This window comes from Chloracidobacterium sp. (assembly GCA_025057975.1).
Classification (GTDB): Bacteria; Acidobacteriota; Blastocatellia; order Chloracidobacteriales; family Chloracidobacteriaceae; genus Chloracidobacterium.
The window spans coordinates 61,978-84,088 of sequence record JANWUV010000001.1 but is presented as its reverse complement, the minus strand read 5'-3'; the positions used below and the strand labels follow the sequence as shown (position 1 = coordinate 84,088).

Here is a 22,111-nt window from a genome sequence, read left to right as displayed (position 1 = left end):
ACGAAATCCGTCAACCCGCCTCGATCACAACGCGCTGTGAATCGGAAGCCTCCCTCCCAATTGGGAGGGAGGCTTCTTCCCCCTCTCAGAGGAACTTGTGTGTTGCTCCCCTGACGCTGTGTCTCAAGCGGCGGCTCGCGCCGGTCTGTCGTCGTGGATGTCCACCTGAATCAACCCATTCCGGTAGAGAGCGTAGCCGCTTGGCGTACTGGCGATGACGGATGGAATCCCCCGTTCGGCGAACCACCGTTGCCAGCGTTCCAAGTCTCGGTAGCCTTCGGACTTTTTACTCTTGACAAAGGTGGAAAAACGGTTTTCTTCGCAAATAACAACCTGTCCCATGGTTTTCACTTCCACTGTTTTACCCTCCAATGTTCAGTTCAGGAAGTTCCGGGGCCGCCATCGCCGCCACGGATACTTGGGCGGCGAGTCGTTCGGCGATGGACTGAAAGGCTTTGGCTTGCGTGCTCTGGGGGTGTCCGACGACGACCGGCACGCCGTTGTCGCCGCCTTCCCGGATTTCAATGCTCAAGGGAATCTCTCCGAGAAAAACTGTTCCGAACTGTTCGGCCATGTTTGCGCCCCCGCCCTTGCCGAAAATGTAAATCGGTTCAGGGATGTTTGGATGTGAGAAGTAACTCATATTTTCAACAATCCCGAAGATCGGGACGCCGACCTGCTTGAACATGTTGAACGCCTTGCGTACGTCGGCGAGCGCCACTTCCTGCGGCGTTGTCACCAGCACCGCGCCAGAGACTGGCACAAGCTGCGCCAGCGACAGTTGTACGTCACCCGTACCCGGCGGCATATCCACGATGAGGTAATCCAGTTCACCCCACTCAACATCCCGCAGGAACTGCTGAACGACGCCGTGCAACATCGGCCCACGCATAATCACTGGCTTGTCGCCCCGGTTAATCAGGCCGATAGACATAAACTTCACGCCGTGCGCTTCGCGCGGGATGATTTTGTTGCCCCGGACGCGCGGCTCTTCCACAACGCCCATCATGATGGGCACATTCGGGCCATATACATCCGTGTCCAGCAGCCCGACGCGCGCACCAGTTTGTGCAAGGGCGACCGCCAAATTAACGGCGACCGTGGACTTACCAACGCCGCCTTTACCAGAGCTGACGGCGATGATGTTTTTGACGCCGGGAATACCGGCTTTTTCGGGGACGCCGCGTCCCTGCGGTACTTGCGCTTCCATCTTGACCGTCACCTGCTTGACGCCGGGAATCGCTGCGACGACCGCCCGCGCCTGATGTTCGAGTTGCTCCTTGACCGGACACGCCGGCGTCGTCAGCACGAAGCGAAAAGCTACGTTGCCGTCCCGAATCTCGACATCTCGAATCATGCCGAGTGAGACGACATCCCGGTGGAGGTCCGGGTCCTCAACGGCGCGGAGAGCGTCCAGTACTTGCTGTTCCAGAATGCGCATCACGATGCCTCCCCCGAAGAAGCGGCTGCGGACGGTGGAAAGATTCGGTAGCCGCATGCGCTGTCGCCGTTGGCCATCCATTGCTCACGAACGACTTTGCCGCCCAGCAGGTTCTCGTAAAGTTGCCTTTCCTGCGCGCACAACTCGGAAAACGCCTTGGCGACATTGATCGTAGGGCAGTTGCGCTCGATGAGTCGGAACGAGCCGTCGGGGAGAGCTTCATACTCAGCAAGATAGCCACGCTCGATGAGGAACTCTGCGAGTTTTGCCACACGCGCTGGAAAATCGAGCGGCGTGAGGTGCGGCGCCAAGTGCCGCAGCACTTGCGCCGCCCGTGCGCTAATCACTCGTAGAACGCCTTCCTCCCCAAAGCACTCGCGGGTCATTTGCAGGAGTTCACAGGCCAGCGTGTCATAGCTGCGCGGAAACAGTTCCGCCGCCCGCGCCGTCAACGAGTAGTGGTAACTCGGACGACCGCGTCCCCGCGCCACCGTGCGGTAGGTTACGTAACCTTGTCGCTCAAGGATTTCCAAATGACGCCGCGTGCTGACGCGGGTCAGTCCAAGCGCCGCCGCCAGCGCCTCGCTCGTCATTTCACCGTGTTGCTTGAGGAGGCGTACGATGTCGTGGCGATGTTCCTTGAGTAGTGCCGCAAAGGTCGTCATACCCTGCCAAAGCATGCACGCCGTGGGGATTTTTGTCAATAAAAACGTTTTTATTTTTCTAAAACCTAGCCAAAAAGCCTCTGCAAGGCGGCGCGGAGCGAAAAGCGCCCTTCATAGAGCGCCTTACCGACAATACACCCTTCAACGACGCCTGTGGCGGCCAATGCCTGAAGGTCGGCAAGTGTGGCGACGCCGCCCGACGCGATGACACGTAGCCCGGTCGCCCGCGCCAGTTCCGCTGTTGCAGCTACATTGCCCCCAACGAGCATGCCGTCGCGGGTGATGTCGGTATAGACGATGCGCGTCACGCCTAGCGCCTGCACCCGTTGCGCGAGCTCTAGCGGCGTACACTCGCCGGCGACTTGCCAGCCGTGGGTAGCCACTCGTCCCTGCTTAGCGTCAACGCCGACCACGATGGCTTCCGCGCCGAAGCGCGTAATGAGTTCGGCGACCAGCGCTGGTTGTTCGACGGCGACGGTACCCAGGACGATGCGGTGGACGCCCAGCTCAAACAGCCGTGCAGCCGTCGCAAAACTACGAATGCCGCCGCCAAACTGGATGGGAATATCTACGCCACGGACGATGCGCGCTGTTGCCTGAAGATTATCCGTGTCGTCGTCGTCAAACGCGCCGTCGAGGTTGACAACATGCAGCCGCCGAGCGCCTTCGTCGCGCCACCGTTGGGCGACGGCAAGCGGGTCAGCGGCGTAGACCGTGGCGCTGTCTTTGTCGCCCTGCTGCAGCCGGACGCACTTACCCTGCCGGAGATCAATCGCCGGAATGACCTCAAACATCGCGGCGACTCAGTACTCAGCCAGCGCCGCCATCGCGCCAACCAAGTCGGAAATCTGCGGCAGGATATAATCCTCAACCTGCGGGGCGTAAGCGACAAACGTATCTAGTGCGCCAATGCGCCGCACTGGCGCGTCGAGATAATCGAAGAGTTCCTCGCCGATGCGGGCAGCGATTTCCGCGCCGTAGCCCCACGACAACGGCTCTTCGTGCGCGACGATGACCCGGTTGGTTTTCTTGACCGACGCTACAATCGCGCCCCAGTCGTAGGGCGACAGCGTGCGTAAATCAATGACCTCAACCGACACATCGTAGTCCCGCTCGACCTCCTTGGCAGCGACAAGCGCCTGCTGAACCAGCGCGCCATAGGTAATCACCGTCAAGTCGTCACCCTCTCGGACGACTTTGGCCTTGCCAAAGGGAATCATGTAGTCGGGACCCGGATAGACGCCTTTGTTGTAGGCCTGTCGGTACAGGTGTTTGTGTTCGAGAAAAATCACCGGGTCGTCGGCGCGGATAGCGGTTCGCAGCAGACCATTGGCGTCTTCGGCTGTCGAGGGGAAAACGACGCGCAACCCCGGAATATGCGTAAAGAGCGCTTCACCTGATTGACTGTGATAAATCGCGCCGCCTTTGAGGTAGCCGCCGATGGGGACGCGCACGACGACCGGACACTTGAATGCGCCGTTGGAACGCCATCGTAGCAAGGCCAGCTCGTTGCGCAGCTGCATGTAGGCGGGCCAGATGTAGTCAAAAAACTGAATCTCCACCACCGGCTTGAAGCCAGCCGTCGCCAATCCAATGGCGCGGCCGATGATGTTGGCTTCGGCAAGCGGTGAGTTGTAAACGCGGTCGCCGCCGTACAGCCGTTGGAGGTTGTGCGTAACTTTGAAAACGCCGCCTTTGCCCTTGACTTCCTTGAGATTTTCCTCGCGGCTGGCGTCAGCGACATCTTCGCCAAACACCAGAATGCGTGGATCGCGGGCCATTTCGTCGCGCAGACAGGCGTTGAGCAAATCCACCATAGTAGCCGGTGCGCCCTCATGGTGCGTTCGCGGGCTATCGAAGGCGGGCGAAGTCGGGTCTACATCTGGCGAATAGACGTAGAGGGTCGCTGTTTCCGGCGCCGGCTGCGGACTGGACAGGGCTTCATCGGCGGCGGCGTTAACTTCACGTTCTACGTCAGCGCGCAACGCCGCTAACTCCTCCTGCGTAGCGATGCCCTCACGCAGGAGAAAGTCGGCGAATGTCACCAGCGGGTCACGCCGCGCGTCGCTTTCGCGTTCCTCCAGAGTGCGGTAGAGCCGTTCATCATCAGAAAGCGAATGCGAGTAGAGACGGATGACATGAGCATGAACAAGCGCCGGCCCGCGTCGTTCGCGGACATAGGCTACCGCCATCTGCATTGTTTGGTAGCTGGCCAGCAAATCCGTACCGTCTACTTCCAGCACAAGGAGATTAGGGTAGCCACGTACCAGACGCGAAATACTTCCGCCAGCCGTCTGCACCTCGACTGGGACGGAAATTGCATAGCCGTTGTCCTCAATCAGGTAAACGACCGGCAGTTTGAGATTGCAGGCCGTATTGAGCGACTCGAAAAACTCACCTTCGCTGGTCGCGCCTTCGCCGGCCGAGCAGTACACAACGGCGTCTGGCGGAAACTGACGACCGAGAACAGCAGGGTCGAGATTCAAACGCGCTTGTCGGTACATTGCCTCGGCGAAGCCAACAGCTTGCAGAAACTGCGTGCCAGTGCAACTTGATTTGGAGACGATATTGAGCGCTTTGTGTCCCCAGTGGGAGGGCATTTGGCGGCCACCGGAGTTAGGGTCGTCCGCCGCCCCCACCGCCGCCAGCAACATCTCGCGCGGCGTCATACCGAGTTCGAGACAGAGGGCGCGGTCGCGGTAGTAGGCATAAAACCAGTCATAGGCGGGACGTAGGACGCGCCCAGCCGCAACGAGAACAGCTTCGTGGCCGGCGCCGCTGATTTGGAAAAAAACCTTATTTTGTCCCTTGAGCTGGATTTCCTTGTCGTCAAGACGGCGCGACAGCACCATCGTGCGGTACATCGCCATCAAGTCCGCCGGCTCTAGACCGGCGTACGTCTGGTGCAGAACAGGCTGGGGCTGCACGAAACGAATCTCCTTTCGGAAAAAGTGAGCGCGTCAGGCGCGCGCCGCGCCGCCAGACGACGGTGCAGAAAGCTTCTTTTGTGGTCTGTCACGCGCCGTTTTTCAAGTCTAAAGTGGAAACCGCCCCCCAACCAACAATCGGGGCGGCGGACAAACGTGAGGGAGGCGTAGGTCAGTGGCGGCAGGTTGGGCAGGTGTGAACCAGCCGGTGGTTGGTCAAGTTCGCACCGGCGACGAACAACGCGCCGGCAACCATGCCGGAGGCTTCAAGCGATGAGCCTTCATCCGCAACTAACTTAGCGGTGAGAATAAGAGCCAAACCAACCCCAAACAGAGCCAGTGGTTGCCACCGACGATGCCGGTGATGATAGCTTGGCCACAGTGTCAGGAATCCAACCGTCCCGGTAAAGCCGATCAGCGACCACTCCAACCACGGTTCGGTTAGCAAACCCAACCCAAGCAGCGGAAGGATGCCGATGAGAACTGGCGTCGCCAAGCAATGGATGGCGCAAATGAGTGAGGCGGCGGCGGCGATCCAGTTAAGACGCTCCAACCAGGACGCTTGGCTGGCGGTTTGGGGCACTGACGTGTCGGGCACTGGCAAGTTCCGCCCTAGCAAAGAAAATTATTGTTTGCAGGCGTCCACTATACGCCTGCGCCCCCGCCGTGACAATCTGCACCGCCGAAGTCGGCTGCCGCCCCACAGTCTAGCCCCTGCATTGATGCACAGCGCCCCAAAACCCTGTGTTCCCCGCCTGACGCTTATCACAACAAGCTCGACAAGGAGCGAGGAGGGAAATCACCTTTGATTTCGCCACAATGACAGGCGCGGCGACAACGACTGGCTGAACGCTGGGGACGCCCGCTGGTTGGGTGGGCGGTCTGAAGTCAGGACGGTTGCAGCTTCCCAGCGCGACGTTGGCTGCGCGTTTCGGTCAAAGCCGTTGTCTGGATGACTCCACCAAGCGGATAGGCGTTCCCGTGGATGTAAACCACCGCCGTAATAACAGCGACTGATAGGAGCAAGAACCAATGGCGACTTCCCCCGGTCTCCGTTGTAGCCGGTGCGGAGTAAACGCACATGAGAAGCACATGACGAAGTACGTCACGCAACCTACGTGACTTGCGCCGCAATTGTGGCGCAAGTCACGTGTTCGAGCCGGTGAACTCAAGCTGACGCCTGAACGCAGCGAACCGATCGCCAGAGCTTATTGTCAAGAGTTACTAGTGGTTATTCTTCCCCTAGCCTGAGTGCGCGGAAGTCGGCGCGCAAGCTGAAAGGCTGGCGGCGGTTCTTCACGTACGCTCTGAGTCAGCTGCTTTGTGCTGAACCTTAGCTCTGAGCCGCGCCTCAACAATCGGCGGCACAAACTGTCCGACTGACCGTCCCAGAAAGAAAATTTCCTTGATCAGCCGTGAGCTGACAAAGCTGTAGGTGTCCGCCGACATCAGAAAGACCGTCTCAATGTCAGGCTGCATATGGCGGTTCATCTGCGCCATTTGCAGTTCGTACTCATAATCCGAGACGGCGCGCAATCCACGCACGATGCAGTTCGCTCGCTTGCGTTTGGCAAAATCCACAAGCAGGCCGTCAAAGCTATCCACTTCGATGCACGTGCCGGTGGCCTCGGCCAGCGGCGCGGTGACCTGCTTGATCATTTCAATGCGTTCTGCGACGGTGAACAGTGGATTTTTCTGCTCATTGTTGAGAACGCCGACGGTGATGTGATCAAAGAGCGTACAGCCCCGACGAATGATGTCGAGATGTCCGTTGGTGATAGGGTCGAACGACCCCGGATATACGGCACGGCACACAGCGCGCGCTCCTTTCAGACAGTCGTCGTAAAGCGTATGTTCGGTTTGGTTGGCGACCAGGCCTATGCCAAAACTCTACCGTGACGTTGCAGGAATGTCGAATCTCTGTAACCGCCCGGTCATTCCGCTGCCGTCTGGCGCAGCACTCGGTCGGCGACGGCGCGCGCCTCCTCTGGGAAACACAGCCGACGCAAACGATAAGGGCGCAGACCAGCGACGGCGCTGGAAACTTCAGAAATCTCACGCAGGCACGGCTGTGTCCGTCCGTCTTCCACGATGATCCGGCGGTCGGGGGCGTCCGGCGTGTAGGGGCCAAAGTACGGTACATCCTGCGCGTCGTCTTCTAGCAAGTAACTCTCCGGGTCAAGTCCACGTGCGTGTAGCGCCTCGGCAAGCGCCGTGCGGAGGTCGTCCAACCGGTCGGGTGCAAAGTCTGAAACGTCAAGTGATTTGAAGAGTCGCCGATTGAGGAATCGCTGCGCCAGATCGGACAACGTCGGATCGGGGTCATGTCGCCACTGCTTGATGTGGAACAGGACATCGGCGTCGTCAAGGCTCAGGTATTCCAGCGGCGTCAACGGGCGCATCGTCAGGAGTTTGTCCATTGCAGAGTCCGGCAGACGAAAAACCAGCGCCCCAGCCGCCGCCAACGTCACAGCCCGTCGAAACATCGCCACCAACATGTTTTCAGCGGCGCGCAGCGCATGGTGGAAATACACCCGCCGGAACATGTGATAACGGGCAAACAGATATTCCTCGACGGCAAGGACGCCGCGTGCGCGGACAATGAGCCGGCCGTCGCCGTCCACCGCGAGGGCGTTCAGAATCCACGGCAGGTCATAGCGGCCGTAACTGACGCCGGTCATCAAACTATCGCGCAGCAGGTAGTCAAATCGGTCGCAATCAAGCTGCGATGAAACTAGCTGCGCAATGAATCGCGGCTGAAACTTGCCCGCCATCAGCGCGGCGAGTTTTTCCGGCAACGCTGGGTCGTAAGCGACCAGAATGGCGTGAACCGCTGTCTCCGGCGCACACAAAATGCGCGTCGTCCAGTCTTCGTGACGCTGATGGAGCACTTTCTCCATCACGTGCGAAAATGGGCCGTGACCGAGGTCGTGTAGCAGCGCCGCCGCCCGGGCCTGGAGGCGGGTTTCCGCGTCCAACGCGACGCCGCTCCGTTGCAGGGCGTCAAGCGCCAGCGTCATCGTGTGCATCACGCCCAAGCTATGGGCGAAGCGACTGTGTTCCGCACCTTGAAAAGCGACGCAGGCCAACCCTAGCTGGCGAATCCGGCGCAGGCGCTGCATCTCCGGCGCGTCAATGAGCGCCATCAACAAAGCGTCCCCCGACGATTCGCGCTCCAAAGTGATGATGCCGTGAACCGGGTCGCTGTAGCGGCGCGGCGGCACGGTGATGCTCTCCTTTTCGCGCCCTCAGCCGGCGCTTAGTAGTCAAAGCCGTTTTTCCGAATCCTAATCATTGGCTCGCCCTCGCTGGTCACCTTGCCGGCGACGACCTCCCCTAAAAACAGAATATGGTCGCCGGCGGTGACTTCCTGCCGCAGGACGCAATCGAGATACGCCAGCGCCTCCGGGATGACCGGTACGCCAGTCACAGCCGGCTCATGCGCAATGCCCTCAAACGCCGGCTCATCTAAAGCGAACCCCTTAGCGAAGTGCGCGACCAGTTTACCGTTCTGCTTATGGCAGACATTGACGGCGAACGCGCCGCTTTCTCGCAGACGGGTCAGAATGGGGCGTCCCTGCCGAATGGCCGCCATCACCATCGGAGGATGGAAGCTCACCTGTTTGATGAACGACGCCAGCATACCGGTGGCCTTTGCGCCCGCGCCGGTGGTCAGAATAAAAATGCCACTGGAAATACGTCCCAGCGCCGCCCCGATGGCTTCCATATCGGTCGTCTGAAGGGTCTCGGTCATAAGGGTGCAGTCTCCTCACAGGTCGGAAAACATCGAGAAAAGACGCGGTGAATTCAACCGCGACAAGATTTTCATTGTGCGCCGTGGCGTGGATTGAGTACGCTAGGGGCACCATGCCCTGACGATTATCGTTTCAAACGGCGTCCCCGACACAACCCAAAATCGCATCCGGCTCGCCGCCATGGCTGCGCCGGTTCTCATTGCGGCGCTGGCAGAGGCGATGGCCAGTTTCCTGTGCGAGGTACGCAGCTGTTATGAGCGAAACCACTGCCCTTCCCCCCGTCACCGAACGTGGCTTCATCAACCTAATGATCACCGGCTATGTTTATCCGATGACGATGCTGCCGGTGACGCCGCTGCTGGGCATTTACCGCTCCGGCAAGGAAACGTATCGCTTCCTTGAAGGGACGCTGTTTGGCAGCAACGACTTGGTTCGGATCGGCGTCACCATTTTGGCGACACCCTTTGTCGCGCTGTTTATGCTCTGGCCCTTTGGCATCCTTGAAGGCACAGAGCTGATTTCCGACCAAGTGGCGCGACTCGGACTCGACAAAGCCGTGGAGAGAACTATTCAAGGCGTTGCCGACACCGTTTTTGGCACAATTGGCTCGTTGCTTCCGAAAGAGTAAAAGCCAACAACCGACCCGCTATCACCCCGGTGTCAACCGTCAGGCGCGCGCCGGGGTACGGCGGCGGGCGCGAACCGCTTGCGCCAGTTCTTCCAGTAGTTTCGTCGTTTCCTCCCAACCAATACAGGCGTCCGTAATGCTCTGTCCGTACACCAGCGGCTGTCCGGGGACGTAGTTCTGTCTGCCCTCAACCAGGTGACTTTCCAGCATCGTGCCAATGATGGCGCGATTACCCTCAGCGACCTGCGCCATGACGCTGCGGCAGACGATAGGCTGCCGCCGGTAATCCTTGCCTGAGTTGGCGTGACTACAATCAATCATAATGCGCGCCGGCAGCCCGGCGTTTTCCATCAAACGCACCGCTTCGGCGACGTGGTGCGGGTCGTAATTCGGCGTCCGGCCGCCGCGCAGGATGATGTGGCAGTCAGGGTTGCCGGTCGTGCGAAATAGCGCCGAACGGCCCTCTTTCGTGTGCGACAGAAAAGCGTGCGGCTCACGCGCCGAGCGAACAGCGTCCACAGCAATCTGAATCGTTCCACCGGTTCCGTTTTTGAAACCTACTGGGCAGGACAAGCCCGAAGCCAGCTCACGGTGCGATTGGCTTTCCGTCGTCCGCGCGCCGATCGCACCCCAACTGACCAACTCCGCCGTGTACTGCGGCGAAATCAAATCCACAAACTCACTACCGGCCGGCACGCCCATTTCGGACAACGTCACCAACAGTTGCCGCGCCAGACGTAAACCGCGCTGCACATTGAACGTTCCATTGAGGTCAGGATCGTTGACCAGTCCCTTCCAGCCAATGGTCGTCCGGGGTTTTTCAAAGTACACCCGCATCGTCAGCACAAGGTCGTCAGCGTACGTCTCACAAAGCGGACGCAGTCGCTCCGCATACTCCAGCGCCGCCTGTGGGTCGTGAATTGAGCACGGGCCGACGACGACCAGCAGCCGGTCGTCCTCGCGGCGTAAAATCCGCTTGATAGCCTCCCGTGTGTAATAGACCGTTGCGGCGCCCTTGGGCGTGATAGGCAGTTCTTTCCGAAGTTCGTTGGGGGTTGGAATCGGCTCAAAAGCTTGAATGCGAACGTCGTCAATCGCGTAGTCCATGGGACAAAACAACCCCGCACAAACGCCATAGGGGGGAAGTCAGACTTACACAACCGAATTGTCGGCGTAAACAACGCATAGCAGTTACGGCCCTTCATTGGCAACCGATATGGCGGCGCGGCGCAGCCATTGCTCGTACACCCGGCGGCGCGGCAGGCCGTAGTGTTGCGCCGTCTGCTTGATCGCTTCCGTGGCGCTTAGCCCTTCCTCGTCCATCCGACGGGCGATCTCGGCCACAAGCGTGGCGTCGTCCGGCGGCAGCGGCGCGGCGGTGGTTTTCCCAGCGATCAGCACAACGATTTCCCCGCGCGGCGTTTCCGTCTCAAAGTGATCCCTTAGAGACGCTAGCGTACCGCGCACGTAGGTTTCGTGCAGTTTGGTCAGTTCACGCGCTACAACAGCCGGCCGGTCGCCCAACAGCGCGTAGGCGTCGTGCAGGAACGCTGGCAGCCGATGCGGGGCCTCGTAAAACACCAGCGTCACCGGCTCGTCCGCCAGTTCGGCCAGCGCCGTGCGCCGCGCATTGGCTTTGGGAGGAAGAAAGCCGACGAAACGAAAGCCGTCCGTTGGCAGGCCTGCCGCGCTCAGCGCTGTGACGGCCGCACAAGCGCCAGGGAGGGCGATGACCGCTATATTCTCGGCAATCGCCGCTTGCACTAGATAAGCACCCGGATCAGAAACCACCGGCGTCCCGGCGTCGCTGACGAGCGCCACTGTTTCGCCCCGGCGCAGGCGCTCCAGCAACTCGCGCGTTCGGGCGCGCTCATTGTGTTCGTGGTAGCTCACCAACGGCGTTGAAACGCTGTAGTGCGCCAATAACTGGCGCGTGCGGCGTGTGTCCTCGCAAGCGATGAGGTCGGCTTCACGCAAAACCCGCACGGCGCGGTAGGTGATGTCCTCCAGATTACCAATCGGCGTTGGGACGAGGTAGAGCGGCATTGCCGTTACTCGCGCAAGAAACGCTTCGCCAGTCGGTTGAATTGGTCGGCGTGTTCGTCATGTGGCAGCAGGGCGCAGGCGTCAAAGAGCGTCAGCTGCGCATCCGGCTTCCGCGCTAAAAAATCCTCCGCCTGTCGCGCCGGGGTGGTGCGCGCGTCTTTCCCCCAAACCAGTTGCACCGGCATGGTCAAACGCCCAAAGAGCAGGCTGACATTACAGTTCGCCATGCCGGTCAAAAAGGCGATGGGCGCGTACTTAGCGTTTTTCGCTCGCATCGTCCGGTAAAGATAATCCTCGTATTCGCGTGAAAAGTTGCGCGGATTGTGAAACCCCTGCGTCGTCATGAAGTACCGGATGGCGGCGCGCGTCCTGAGCAGCCCGAACACCAGCGTCCCAACCGGCGAAAACAGAATACTGCGCGCCAGCCGCCGCCAGCGCGTCGGGCGCTCATCCGCCAGCGCGCGAATCCCGGTCGGCGCAATCAGGATCAACTTCCGAAACAGCTCCGGCGCAAGACTTGCCGCACGAATGACGTACGCCGCGCCCAGCGAACTTGCGATGACATGGCAGGCCGTACCGATCCGTTCGCGGCAAAAATCGAGGATGAAGTCAACGTACAGGGCGGCTGTGTAGTCCATCCGCCGCCGCTCCGAAGCCCCGAAACCAGGTAAGTCCGGGGCGACGACATCAAAAGCGTCTTCCAGCCCCAGAAAGACTTTGCGCATTTCGTAGGCGGACGCCGCCGCATTGAGGCCGTGAATGAGCAGCACCGGGTCGCCGTCCCCACGCCGGGCGTAGTGAATGCGCTGACCGCGCCACAACCAGACGGAAGTCGGCGCATGCACAGGCGGCTCGGCTAGAGATGACATACTGCGCGCTACTTCAGTCGGTCGAACTCGGCGTCATCTATCTCGAAGTTGGTCAAGATTTTCTGTACGTCGTCATGATCGTCGAGGGCTTCGTACAGCTTGAGCATCTGTTGCGCATCCTTACCTTCAAGCCTGACGTAGGTTTTGGGGACGCGCGTTAGGTCGGCGGAAACAGTAGGAATGTTTGCCGCCTTCAGCGCCGCCAAAACCGCGTCGAAGGCTTCCGGTTGGGTTTGAATTTCCCAGTATTCGTCCAGATCGCGCATGTCTTCCGCACCAGCCCCAACAGCGATCTCGAACAGTTCTTCCTCCGATTTGACGCTCTTCTCAACCGTGATGACGCCTTTAGGCTCAAAGAGCCAACTGACGCTGCCGGTTTCGCCTAAGTTGCCGCCGTTTTTAGCAAACAAATGCCGGAGCTCGCTGACCGTACGATTGCGGTTGTCGGTCGCCGCCTCAATCAAGATGGCGACACCGGCGGGGCCATAACCTTCGTAGATGATTTCTTCGTATGTAGCGCCTTCGATTTCGCCGGTCCCACGTTTGATGGCCCGCTCAATCGTGTCGTTCGGAATGTTCTCGGCTTTGGCGTCGGCGATGGCCTTGCGCAAACGCGGATTGCCGGCCGGATCGCCGCCGCCAACCCGCGCCGCCACCGTCAGCTCCTTAACCAACCGCGTTGTAATCTTGCCGCGTTTGGCGTCCAGCGCGCTTTTCTTGTGCTTGATGGTGTGCCATTTACTGTGACCGGACATGACGTTTGGGTTCCCTCAGCCAGGCAAGTGTCAAAACTCGTCAAGTTTTTCAAACCAACTGACGCCCGTGACTCTACCACAGGGGGCGGGAGCGGCGCGTCTTGCAGCCCGGGAGCAAATCGGCGACTGCACCAACGTGATTGGTCAGTGCGTCAGGCGTAGGCGTCGCGCCCGTCCCTGCCGGAACTCACGTTTGCGGTTGGAAATAGGGCGGCAGGTGGTACTTTTCGTCCGGCGCTAACGGCTGGCGGCTACCGCTGTGTTTGGCGGCGGCGGTCGCCGCCTTTTCCGTGTAGCGTTCACGGATTTGTAGAATCTTGGGGAGAATCTTCTTGAACGTTTCGACTAGGTAGGGATCAAAGTGCTTTCCGCTCTGACGCTCTAGTTCAGCGATGACATCCTCAACAGGCCAAGCTTGTTTGTAAGGGCGTTCGGTCGTCAGGGCGTCAAACACGTCACACAGCGCCACAATCCGTCCGACAATCGGGATGTCTTCGCCCTTGAGGCCGCGCGGATAACCGGAGCCGTCCCATTTCTCGTGATGTGAGAGGGCGATTTCCATCGCCATTTGCATCAACGGCGAGTTGGAGCCGCTCAGCAACTCCGCTCCGATGGTGGCATGGGATTTCATGACTTCCCACTCTTCGGGCGTGAGCTGGCCTTCCTTGAGGAGAATTCGGTCAGGAATACCGATTTTCCCAATGTCGTGCATTGGGCTGGCATGCAGCAGCATTTCACAGGCTTCTTCGTCCCAACCGATGGCCCGGGCCAGTTCGGCGCAGTAGTGGCTCATCCGAATGACGTGCATGCCAGTCACGTTGTCACGGTATTCCGCCGCCCGCCCCAACCGACGGACGATTTCCAACTGGGTCTCCCGAAGCTGCTGGGTTCGCTCGCGGACCTTTTCTTCAAGCCGTCGGTTTTGTTCGCGGACATCGTTGTGCAATAGCCGCACCTCAATCATGTTGCGGATGCGCGTCAGCGCTTCGACGTGCTCGAAAGGCTTGCTTAGGAAATCACGCGCACCGGCTTCCAGCGCCCGCAGTCGTGTCGCGTGGTCAGGAAGCCCGGTTAGAACCAGTACCGGAATGTAGGAATCCCGCTCGATTTCGCGCAGGTCTTCCATGACTTGGAAGCCGTCGCGGTGCGGCATGTGGAGGTCGAGCAGCACCAAGTCAGGTGACAGTTCTCGGTAGAGTCGCGCGACTTGACGGGAATCGGTGGTGCTGTAAACGTTCCGATACCCAGCCTCCGCCAAGAGATTCTCCAGCAGTTTGATGTTTAGTTCGAGATCGTCAACCACAAGAATCTTGGCGTTTCGAATGCGGGCGTCATCCATGGCTTTTAGGGCTCAGTAAGATTAGGGCTCAGTGAGAAACATACATCGGCGTTCCGCGCGCGCCGGACGGGGCCGCTTGTTGCGCAGGCCTTTAGTTGAAGCGGAGTGTGAAGGGCAGCCGGGCGTAGACGCCCAGCGGGTCATTGAGCGCGGCCAGCGCTGCCGCCTCAGTCCAGATCCGCTCTAATTCACGCTGGAGCGGCCCTTGCGCCAACCGGTCAGGCTCCTCATCCGCCAGGAGCTTGGCAAGCTGTTCTGCCAAGTTGCGGCGCTTGGGGTACTCTGCAATCTTCCAATCCGCGCCCAACTTAGCCGCCTCAGCCGCCGCCCGGATAGCCGCTTCCAAACCGCCAAATTCATCTACCAGCCCCAGCCGCTTGGCTTCCGCGCCTGACCACACACGCCCCTGAGCGATCTCTTGCACGGCTTCCTTCGAGAGCTTGCGGGCCTCGGCCACGCGCGTCAGGAATTCATCGTAAATCCGATCGACGTTGGCTTGGATGAGCTTGAGTTCTTCCTCAGTCTTGGGGCGCGTAATCGTTCCCAAATCAGCGTAGCGGTTGGTTTTGGTTGTGTCCCACGTCACGCCGTAGTCGGCGGCCAGCTTTTGGATGTTCGGCAGGATGCCGAAGACGCCGATCGAGCCGGTAATCGTGTTAGGCGCAGCAAAGATTTTGTCGCTGGCGGTTGAAATCCAGTAACCGCCGGACGCCGCGACACTGCCCATCGAGATGATGACGGGTTTGCCAGCGGCGCGCGTTTCGGCCAGTTCGCGCCGAATCACTTCGGAAGCCAAGGCGCTGCCGCCGGGGCTATTGACGCGCAGCACGATGGCTTTGATGGCCCGGTCTTGGCGCAACTTGCGCAGTTCTTTGGCGAGCCGGTCGCCGCCGATTTGCCCGTCGTTGCCCTGTCCATCCACAATCTCGCCTTCGGCGTAAACGACGGCGATGATATTGCGGGAGGTGCGTTCCAAGCCCAGCGAGCGACGCGACACCCGCGCATAACTTGTCAGGTTCACTTGCCGAAACGGGGCGTCCTGCCCAACTTCCGTCACCTTACGCAGTTCGGTCAGCACTTGATCAAAGTAGGCGGTCTGATCCGCCAACTTGGCCGCTACGGCGTCTTCTCCGGTCAGGATGGCTTTTTCGTTCGCCAGCCGTTGCAGGTCGTCGGGCGTCAGTTGGCGGGTCGGGGCGACGCTGGCGACAAACTCGCTCCATACATCGTCCAGCAGCTTCTGGGTCTGCTCACGGCTTTCAGGACTCATCTTGTCGAGGATCAGCGGCTCGACGGCCGATTTGTATTTGCCGACCCGCGTGACCTGAACACCTACGCCGTACTTCTTGAGCGCCTCGCCCAGGAACATCACTTCCGAGGCGAGACCGTTCATTTCTATTGAGCCGAAGGGATTGAGGAAAATCTTGTCCGCTACGGACGCCAAGTAGTAGTCCCGTTCACTATAGGTCTCATTGTAGGCATAGATAGGCTTTCCGGCGGCCTTGAAGCGCAGCAACGCCTCACGGATTTCACGCAGCGCGGCGAAACCGGAGCCGTAACCTTCGCTTTGCAGGTTCCCGTGCAGGTAAAGCCCGACAATCCGCTTGTCGGCGGCGGCTTTGTCGAGGCAGTCCAGGGCGGTGCTCAGGGGGAGAATCCGCCCGCTGCCGCCGCGCAAAAAGCGCTGCACATCGATGTTGCGCCCATCTTCGCTGGGCGCAACATCGGAAATTGTTGTTGAGAGGTCAAAGACGAGGATGGTTTTGTCGCGTACGTCAGGCTCGACTCCCCGCCCGCCTGACAGGGACACAATCGAGGCCAGCAACAAGAGAACGCCGCCCAGCAGAATACCGAAAAAGATAACGGTACCAGTCAGGCTGGCAAAGACGTACTTCAGAAACTCCCGCATAACCGCGCCCGCTTTCCAACACTGTCCGCCGCCTGTTGTCGTGACGGGACGAACAGCGCAAGTTTTGAATCGTTTTTGTTGTCGCGCCTAACTATACACGCTGCCTCAGCGTTGCCGAACATAAGTCGCCAGACGCGCATAGACATCGCGCAGCGTGTCCGGCGGCGGCAAGAAGACAATGCGGAAGTAACCAGCATAGGGGTCGAGGCCGAAGCCGGAGCCGTGGACAAACAGTACGCCCGTCGCACGTAAAAGCGCCAGAACAAACGCTTCGTCTGTCTGTCCCTTGAGGTCCTCAACCTGTCCCATAGCGTAGAAGGCCGCCTGTGGCGCCACGCAGTTCAAGCCGGGGATGGCGTTGAGCGCTTCAACGGTGATCGCGGCCCGGAGCTTCATTTCCTCAACCAGCCCTGGCAGGTGAGATTGGTCGGCGAGCGCCGCCGGCAACGCCTGCTGGGTCGGCAGCGGGCTGCAAATGCGCGCCTCGGCGATTTTGCGGACGGCGGCGATGACATCGCCGAACCGTTGTGTATTCGTGTAGGTCATCCAGCCGACTCGCCAGCCGGGGACAAGGTGTGACTTTGAGAGACTTTCCAGCGTAACGACCGGCACATCCATCCCGGCGGCCAGCTGCGCCATTGGCGGCGGCGGCGGCCCATAGGTCAACCGGTAGTAAACCTCGTCCGCAATGACGACAAGCCGGTGTTCTTCGGCAATGGTGAGGAGTTCCAACAGCAGCCGGGCGTCATAGACCGAGCCGCAGGGATTGTTTGGGTTGATGATGACGATGGCGCGCGTTCGGGGTGTGATCTTGGCGCGGATTTCGTCCGGGTCGGGCGTCCAGCCCTGCGCCGGATCAAGCCGGTAGTAGTTTTCACGCGCGCCCAGCTTGGCGATGATCGCCGTATAGAGCGGATAGGTCGGGCAAGGTGTCAGTACATCGTCGCCCGGCTCCAGCAGCGCGCTGAGCAGCATGTCCGCCGCTTCAGACGCGCCGGAACTGATCACAACATCATCCGGCGACAGGTACACGCCGCGCGCTTCGGCGTCACGGACGACGGCTTCACGCGCCGCGAGTGTCCCGACCGACGGCGCGTAGCCGTTGTGGCCGTCGCGGGCGGCGCGCGCCAAGGCTTCCGTCAGGGCAGCTGGCGGTTGGAAGCCGTAAAGCACTGGATCGCCAATGTTCAGGTATAGCACCGGCCGCCCTTCGGCTTCGACGGCTTTGGCGGCCGCGACGATATTGCGAATCGCATAGTTGTAGTTCTTCGTCCGTTCGGCGGGACGAAACGGCGCAGGACTGGTCATACAAAGCCTTTCCTCGGCGCGGAAAGGCCGTCGGCGGGCCTTTCTACCGAATCCCTGTGAGTCGTTGACGAAACGGCTAGGTTGTAGCGGAATCCGGTCCCACTCGCAATCGGCGTGCGGGTCACCGTGTCAGGCTGAGTGGGGAAGGGACGGCGTCGTCTCCGCCGTCCCCAATGAACAGGGCTATACGCTAAGTGTGCTCTCAATCTGCGTCAGCTTGCTATGTCTGCTTGTGCCGGCCCGCGCCAAGTCGCCGTGTCCTTTTGATCGCTAACAGGCAGGGGCAGTGGCGACCTTCATCGGGGCGCACGTGACCTCCGTTATGTTGACACAGCAGCTCAGGGCAGCGTGAACTCGAAAAGCTTTTCCGGCAGCGATGGGTTTTCAACGATGTTCGAGAACAGAAAATCATCGCGGCCACCGGAAGCGCTCAACAGCGAAATGCGCGCCAACTCGAAGGTCGTCGGGTGGCACTCTGCCAACACCGCCGTGACCGTTTCAAGGCGTTCGCGCGGCGTCAGGCGCAGTACCACGTAGCCGGCTCGAACCGGCGGCTCAGCCGCCAGCTCCACCTGACTGAACAGCCGCGCCGCGCGCTGGTCACCCAGCAGGAACAAAAACGGCGTCCGAGGGTCGCGGCTGGCGCGTACCGGCTCAACCACGTATCGCCCACGGGCGGCGCTGTAAAAGTAGGTTTGCTTGCCGTCGCAGATGAACTGCTTGACGTTGGGCGCGGCGTAGTCCCACCGCATACGTCCATTGCGCCGAAGCGCCAGTTTGCCTTGCTCGCGGAGGGTTTGGCGGCCCTGATGAATCTGCGTGAAATCCGCCGTCAGCGCCGTTAGGCGTCCGTACCGCCGGAGCACACCAGCGAAAACGGCGCGGGCGTCCACGCTTGCGCCGGCAGCGCATCCCGAAACCGGTCGGACGACTGGTACGCCTAATAATCCGCCCCCGGCAAGCAGGAACCAACCCAGAAACCGTCGCCGTGCGAGGCGCGACGGGTTACTTCTTGCGCTTGCCATCACCGCCTCCCGGCTCGACATAGCTCCGGCGGTACTGAAGCTCCAACCGCTTGTTGTCCGGTTTGCCGTCGCCGTCAATGTCTACCAGCACCTCAATCTTCCGGCGCTTGCCCTCCCGGCGTGGATTGGTCGGTTCATAGCCGATGCTATACTGGCTGCGCAGCAGCGCATCTATCGAGCGCAGGGTGGTGGGCAGTTCGCCGACAAATGTCACCGGGAAGTAGCGTCCGCCGGAGCTTTCGGCGAAGGTGCGCAGCGTGTTGAACGCTTGAAGAAATGTGAGATTGGCTTCCGGGGACAGCAGCGGGTCATTGAGCTTGTAAAACAGATTACCGATGCCAATGCAGTAGATGGGCACGCCAGCGTTCTCGACGATTTTGCGTGCTTGGTCGTAGTTGATGCGGCTGAAGGTGTCAATCCCCAGCGCGATAAGTAAAATCGCCGTCCGCCCCTGCACTTCCTCCAGTCCGGTGTAGTCCTCGCCGTCAAGTTTGCCGCCCTTGATGACGAATTTGAGCGCGTCAAAGAGATTGCTTTCGGTAAACGCCGGAAAGTTTCGGTATAGCAGCGCGATGCTTGACCGCAGCACCGCCGGGTCGTTGGTGAAGTCAGTCAGGACCTTGGGGCGAATGTCGAAAGGCACAATCGAAATGTAATCGTTTGGGCGGACGAACCGTTCAATGAACTGCGCCGCCGGTTCAAGCACTTCAAAAACCAACGGGCCGATGACGCGGCTGTATTCCAGCACCATGACCAACGTGATGGAGCTGTCGCCGGTCTGAAAGTTGGTGATGTCCTGTTTGACACCGTCTTCGAGAATGGTGAAGTTGGACGGCTTCAAATCGGTGAAAATGCGACCGGTTTTTTTGTCACAGACGACGACTTCCAAGTTGACGACGTTTGTTGTGAGAACGATGACGTTGCCGTCGTCGTCAGTCGTTGGTTCTTTCGTGGGCGGGCGGCGGCGCGGCGTCCCCATAGGACGGTCTGGGTCTTGGCCGCCTTGGGGGGCGTCGCCGGGCTTGGTGGATGGTTTTTCGTCTGGGAGTGTCCGGTTCGGCTTGTCGTTGGGCGGCGGCGATGTTTTGCGCGTCGCGCCTGACTGCGCCAGCGCTGTGGGGAGCGGGGCAACGGCCGGTGATCCAACCGCCAGCGCGCAAAAAATCGCGCAAAAAATGATGACCGGAAAACGACCGGTGCTGCGACCGAAAACCCGTATCCAGTTCACGTCGTCACCTCCAAGTGCTGACTTCACTTGGGTTTGTCTCATACCCAGCTCCTAGCGTTGCCTATGCCGCGACAAACACCTCGGCGGCGTTTTGTCACAGTCAGCCCGCGACGACAAGCGAGACTGGAACAGGCGCTCATATGCGCGGCGCGGCGCGCAACCAAAGCAGAGACAATCCTGCTCCGGCGGCGGCAACCCAGAACGGCGCAGACGGATGAACCTTTTCCCAGAGCAAGCCCGCCGCCGTACTCGCCGCGATAACGCTGAAACTCGCTAACATCGTCTGCAGCCCAATGGCCGCGCCACGTTCTTCAGGCGGCGTCAGGTCGGCAATCCACGCCTTACCGACGCCTTCCGTTGCGGCGGCGTACAACCCATAGACGGCAAAGCAGGCCCAGGCTTGCCAGGCCTGGGTCAGCAGCGCGAAACCAACATAGACGGCGGCGTAAAGTCCCAATCCCCATATCAGCACCCGCTGCTTACCTAGCCGGTCGGCTAAGTCGCCAGCTGGATAGGCCGCCAACGCATAGACAGCGTTGTACAGGACGTAGCCGCCGACGGCGGCGGCGTCGGAAAAGCCGACTTGCCGCGCCTTGAGAATCAAAAATACATCGCTGCTGTTGACCAGCCCAAACAGCGTCAGGGCGACGACAAGGTGGCGGTACGCCGGCGATGAACGTCGCCAGTAGGCAAAAACCGCAAACGGCGCAAAGCGGCGCGTCGGCGCAGGCTGAAACGGCGTGTCCGTCACCCGCCACACGCAAAGCGCCGCCAAGACGCCCGGAAAAAAAGCCAGCAGGAACAACGTCCGATAGTCGCCTGGCCGCAGCGCAAGAAACGCCAACGCCGCCGCCGGACCTAACACCGCTCCAGCGGTGTCCATCGCGCGGTGGAAGCCAAAGACGCGCCCTTGCGCGCCGACTGGCGCGTAACCCGCCAGTAGGGCGTCGCGCGGCGCGCTCCGCAAGCCCTTGCCAAGGCGGTCGGCGAGCCGTCCCAAGACCACCGCCCCGGCGGCCGGCCAGAGGCCCGGCAGCGGCTTTGACAGCGCCGACAGCGTGTAACCGGCGCGAACAAACGGCGCGCGCGTCCCCAACCGGTCGGACAATGCGCCGAAGTAACCTTTCAGAAAACCGCCCATGCCCTCGGCGACACCCTCCAGAGACCCGACCAAAACAAGCGACGCCCCCAGCGTTCCCGTCAGATACAGCGGTGCGATGGGATAGAGCATTTCGCTCGCCATGTCGGTCAACAAACTGACGACTCCCAGCAGTAGAATCGGGCGTGAAATGGGACGGCGCGTCGTCATAGGTCAAGTCGGTGCAAGCCGTTATAGCTCAAGCTGGAAGGGCGTGAAGTCGAGGCTGTCCGCGCTGACCAGTTGGAAGCGCGTGCGCCCAAGTCGGCCGTTAAACGCCGTGGCAATGGCTTCGCCGTGCAAATGACCGTACACGCACCAGTCGGCCTCGTATTCCGCCAGCAACTGCGTGAAGCCGCTTGGCTCATGCCGGGCGTTCATCGGGGGATAGTGGAGAATGACCACCAGCCGGTCAAACGCCGTGCGTTGCCGGCGCGCCGCCTCCAGCCCTAGCCGCAGCCGTCCCACCTCGCGTTCGTAGATTTTTCGATCCTGCGCAGTGTACTCACGACGCGGCTTCTCGCGGCGCAGGGCGGCTTCCTGTCGTTCCAGCACGTCTGTACTCGGTTCGTCGCCCGGACACTGCCAGCCGCGCGTCCCAACGAAGGCGATCCGCCCGATGATGACGCAACTAGCTTGGAGCGGCGTGATGGAAGCATCCGCCGCCGCCCGCACCTTGGCGAGCGACTGCCACCAGAAGTCATGGTTGCCGCGAATGATGAGTTTGCGTCCGGGCAAGCGGGCGATCCAATCAAGGTCGGGACGGGCGTCTTCCAGCCGCATTGCCCACGAAAGGTCGCCGGCCAGAATGAGTACATCGTCCGGCGTCCCGATGCGTGCCCACGCCTGCTCGATCTTAGCGGCATGGTCGCGCCAGTGTTCGCCGAAGATGTGCATCGGCTTCGGTCTGGCAAAGGACAAGTGAGGATCGCCAAGGGCAAAAACACGCATGGAATGAGCGTCCTGGCAAGCAGGCGGAATGCGACCGACTTTTTTATCGCCGCCGTTCTCAAATGAAGTACGCTCTATGAGAAAGCCAAGCTTCTAAGAAAATTTGGTTGAAATTACCGCAAGCAAG

Annotated in this window: 21 protein-coding genes; 1 reads left to right on the top strand and 20 read right to left on the bottom strand. The window is 60.4% G+C overall.

Translation table 11 applies throughout. The features are described 5' to 3' along the window. Positions 1–123: 123 nt before the first annotated feature. The 9 genes from NZ585_00355 to NZ585_00315 all read right to left on the bottom strand — a co-directional run bounded on the left by NZ585_00355 (position 124) and on the right by NZ585_00315 (position 8,787). Positions 124–357, bottom strand: coding sequence for a hypothetical protein (locus NZ585_00355; protein MCS7078489.1), 234 nt, complete (start codon positions 355–357; stop codon positions 124–126). Between the two features lie 4 nt (positions 358–361). Then, positions 362–1,441, bottom strand: a complete 1,080-nt coding sequence (locus NZ585_00350) for an Mrp/NBP35 family ATP-binding protein (protein ID MCS7078488.1) — start codon at positions 1,439–1,441, stop codon at positions 362–364. Next, on the bottom strand, positions 1,441–2,106 hold the full coding sequence (locus NZ585_00345) for a transcriptional regulator (protein MCS7078487.1): 666 nt from the start codon (positions 2,104–2,106) through the stop codon (positions 1,441–1,443). Before NZ585_00345 ends, NZ585_00350 begins: the two co-directional genes overlap by 1 nt. 65 nt (positions 2,107–2,171) lie before the next feature. Then, positions 2,172–2,900 carry a 1-(5-phosphoribosyl)-5-[(5-phosphoribosylamino)methylideneamino]imidazole-4-carboxamide isomerase gene (gene hisA, locus NZ585_00340; protein MCS7078486.1) on the bottom strand — a complete coding sequence of 243 codons (729 nt, stop codon included), beginning with the start codon at positions 2,898–2,900 and terminating at the stop codon, positions 2,172–2,174. Positions 2,901–2,909: 9 nt separating this feature from the next. Continuing rightward, positions 2,910–4,976, bottom strand: a complete 2,067-nt coding sequence (locus NZ585_00335) for a dehydrogenase E1 component subunit alpha/beta (GenBank protein ID MCS7078485.1) — start codon at positions 4,974–4,976, stop codon at positions 2,910–2,912. Positions 4,977–5,205: 229 nt separating this feature from the next. After that, complete coding sequence (locus NZ585_00330) at positions 5,206–5,631, bottom strand: MerC domain-containing protein (GenBank protein MCS7078484.1); 426 nt, start codon at positions 5,629–5,631, stop codon at positions 5,206–5,208. Positions 5,632–6,329: 698 nt separating this feature from the next. Next, positions 6,330–6,848, bottom strand: a complete 519-nt coding sequence (gene coaD / locus NZ585_00325; GenBank protein MCS7078483.1) for a pantetheine-phosphate adenylyltransferase — start codon at positions 6,846–6,848, stop codon at positions 6,330–6,332. Between the two features lie 119 nt (positions 6,849–6,967). Beyond that, on the bottom strand, positions 6,968–8,257 hold the full coding sequence (locus tag NZ585_00320; protein ID MCS7078482.1) for an HD domain-containing protein: 1,290 nt from the start codon (positions 8,255–8,257) through the stop codon (positions 6,968–6,970). A gap of 35 nt (positions 8,258–8,292) precedes the next feature. Continuing rightward, positions 8,293–8,787, bottom strand: coding sequence for a flavin reductase family protein (locus NZ585_00315; protein ID MCS7078481.1), 495 nt, complete (start codon positions 8,785–8,787; stop codon positions 8,293–8,295). Between the two features lie 254 nt (positions 8,788–9,041). Here NZ585_00315 and NZ585_00310 point away from each other — a divergent pair, with 254 nt between their 5' ends. Beyond that, positions 9,042–9,416, top strand: a complete 375-nt coding sequence (locus NZ585_00310; GenBank protein MCS7078480.1) for a hypothetical protein — start codon at positions 9,042–9,044, stop codon at positions 9,414–9,416. A gap of 39 nt (positions 9,417–9,455) precedes the next feature. On the opposite strand, the gene NZ585_00305 is transcribed toward NZ585_00310, so the two are convergent. The 11 genes from NZ585_00305 to NZ585_00255 all read right to left on the bottom strand — a co-directional run bounded on the left by NZ585_00305 (position 9,456) and on the right by NZ585_00255 (position 21,984). Next, positions 9,456–10,523: a 3-deoxy-7-phosphoheptulonate synthase gene (locus NZ585_00305; protein MCS7078479.1), complete on the bottom strand. Its 1,068-nt coding sequence runs from the start codon at positions 10,521–10,523 to the stop codon at positions 9,456–9,458. A gap of 84 nt (positions 10,524–10,607) precedes the next feature. Continuing rightward, positions 10,608–11,462, bottom strand: a complete 855-nt coding sequence (gene rsmI, locus NZ585_00300; GenBank protein ID MCS7078478.1) for a 16S rRNA (cytidine(1402)-2'-O)-methyltransferase — start codon at positions 11,460–11,462, stop codon at positions 10,608–10,610. A 5-nt stretch (positions 11,463–11,467) separates the two neighbouring features. Next, the gene (locus tag NZ585_00295; GenBank protein ID MCS7078477.1) at positions 11,468–12,331 is read right to left on the bottom strand and encodes an alpha/beta fold hydrolase; all 864 of its coding nucleotides are present in this window, start codon (positions 12,329–12,331) and stop codon (positions 11,468–11,470) included. Positions 12,332–12,339: 8 nt separating this feature from the next. After that, positions 12,340–13,086 carry a YebC/PmpR family DNA-binding transcriptional regulator gene (locus NZ585_00290; GenBank protein ID MCS7078476.1) on the bottom strand — a complete coding sequence of 249 codons (747 nt, stop codon included), beginning with the start codon at positions 13,084–13,086 and terminating at the stop codon, positions 12,340–12,342. A gap of 187 nt (positions 13,087–13,273) precedes the next feature. Then, complete coding sequence (locus tag NZ585_00285; GenBank protein MCS7078475.1) at positions 13,274–14,425, bottom strand: response regulator; 1,152 nt, start codon at positions 14,423–14,425, stop codon at positions 13,274–13,276. A gap of 91 nt (positions 14,426–14,516) precedes the next feature. Further along, entirely contained in the window at positions 14,517–16,334 is a 1,818-nt protein-coding gene (sppA, locus tag NZ585_00280) for a signal peptide peptidase SppA (protein MCS7078474.1), read from the bottom strand. A gap of 105 nt (positions 16,335–16,439) precedes the next feature. Further along, entirely contained in the window at positions 16,440–17,642 is a 1,203-nt protein-coding gene (locus NZ585_00275) for an aminotransferase class I/II-fold pyridoxal phosphate-dependent enzyme (GenBank protein ID MCS7078473.1), read from the bottom strand. 338 nt (positions 17,643–17,980) lie between these two features. Further along, a complete protein-coding gene (locus NZ585_00270; protein MCS7078472.1) occupies positions 17,981–18,667 on the bottom strand; it encodes an outer membrane lipoprotein carrier protein LolA in 687 nt (228 codons plus the stop codon). Further along, positions 18,648–19,895, bottom strand: a complete 1,248-nt coding sequence (locus tag NZ585_00265) for a VWA domain-containing protein (GenBank protein ID MCS7078471.1) — start codon at positions 19,893–19,895, stop codon at positions 18,648–18,650. Before NZ585_00265 ends, NZ585_00270 begins: the two co-directional genes overlap by 20 nt. Positions 19,896–20,031: 136 nt before the next feature. Continuing rightward, a complete protein-coding gene (locus tag NZ585_00260) occupies positions 20,032–21,204 on the bottom strand; it encodes an MFS transporter (protein MCS7078470.1) in 1,173 nt (390 codons plus the stop codon). A gap of 21 nt (positions 21,205–21,225) precedes the next feature. Continuing rightward, positions 21,226–21,984 (bottom strand): metallophosphoesterase, encoded by a 759-nt coding sequence (locus NZ585_00255; GenBank protein MCS7078469.1) that lies wholly within the window; start codon positions 21,982–21,984, stop codon positions 21,226–21,228. Between the last annotated feature and the right edge of the window lie 127 nt (positions 21,985–22,111).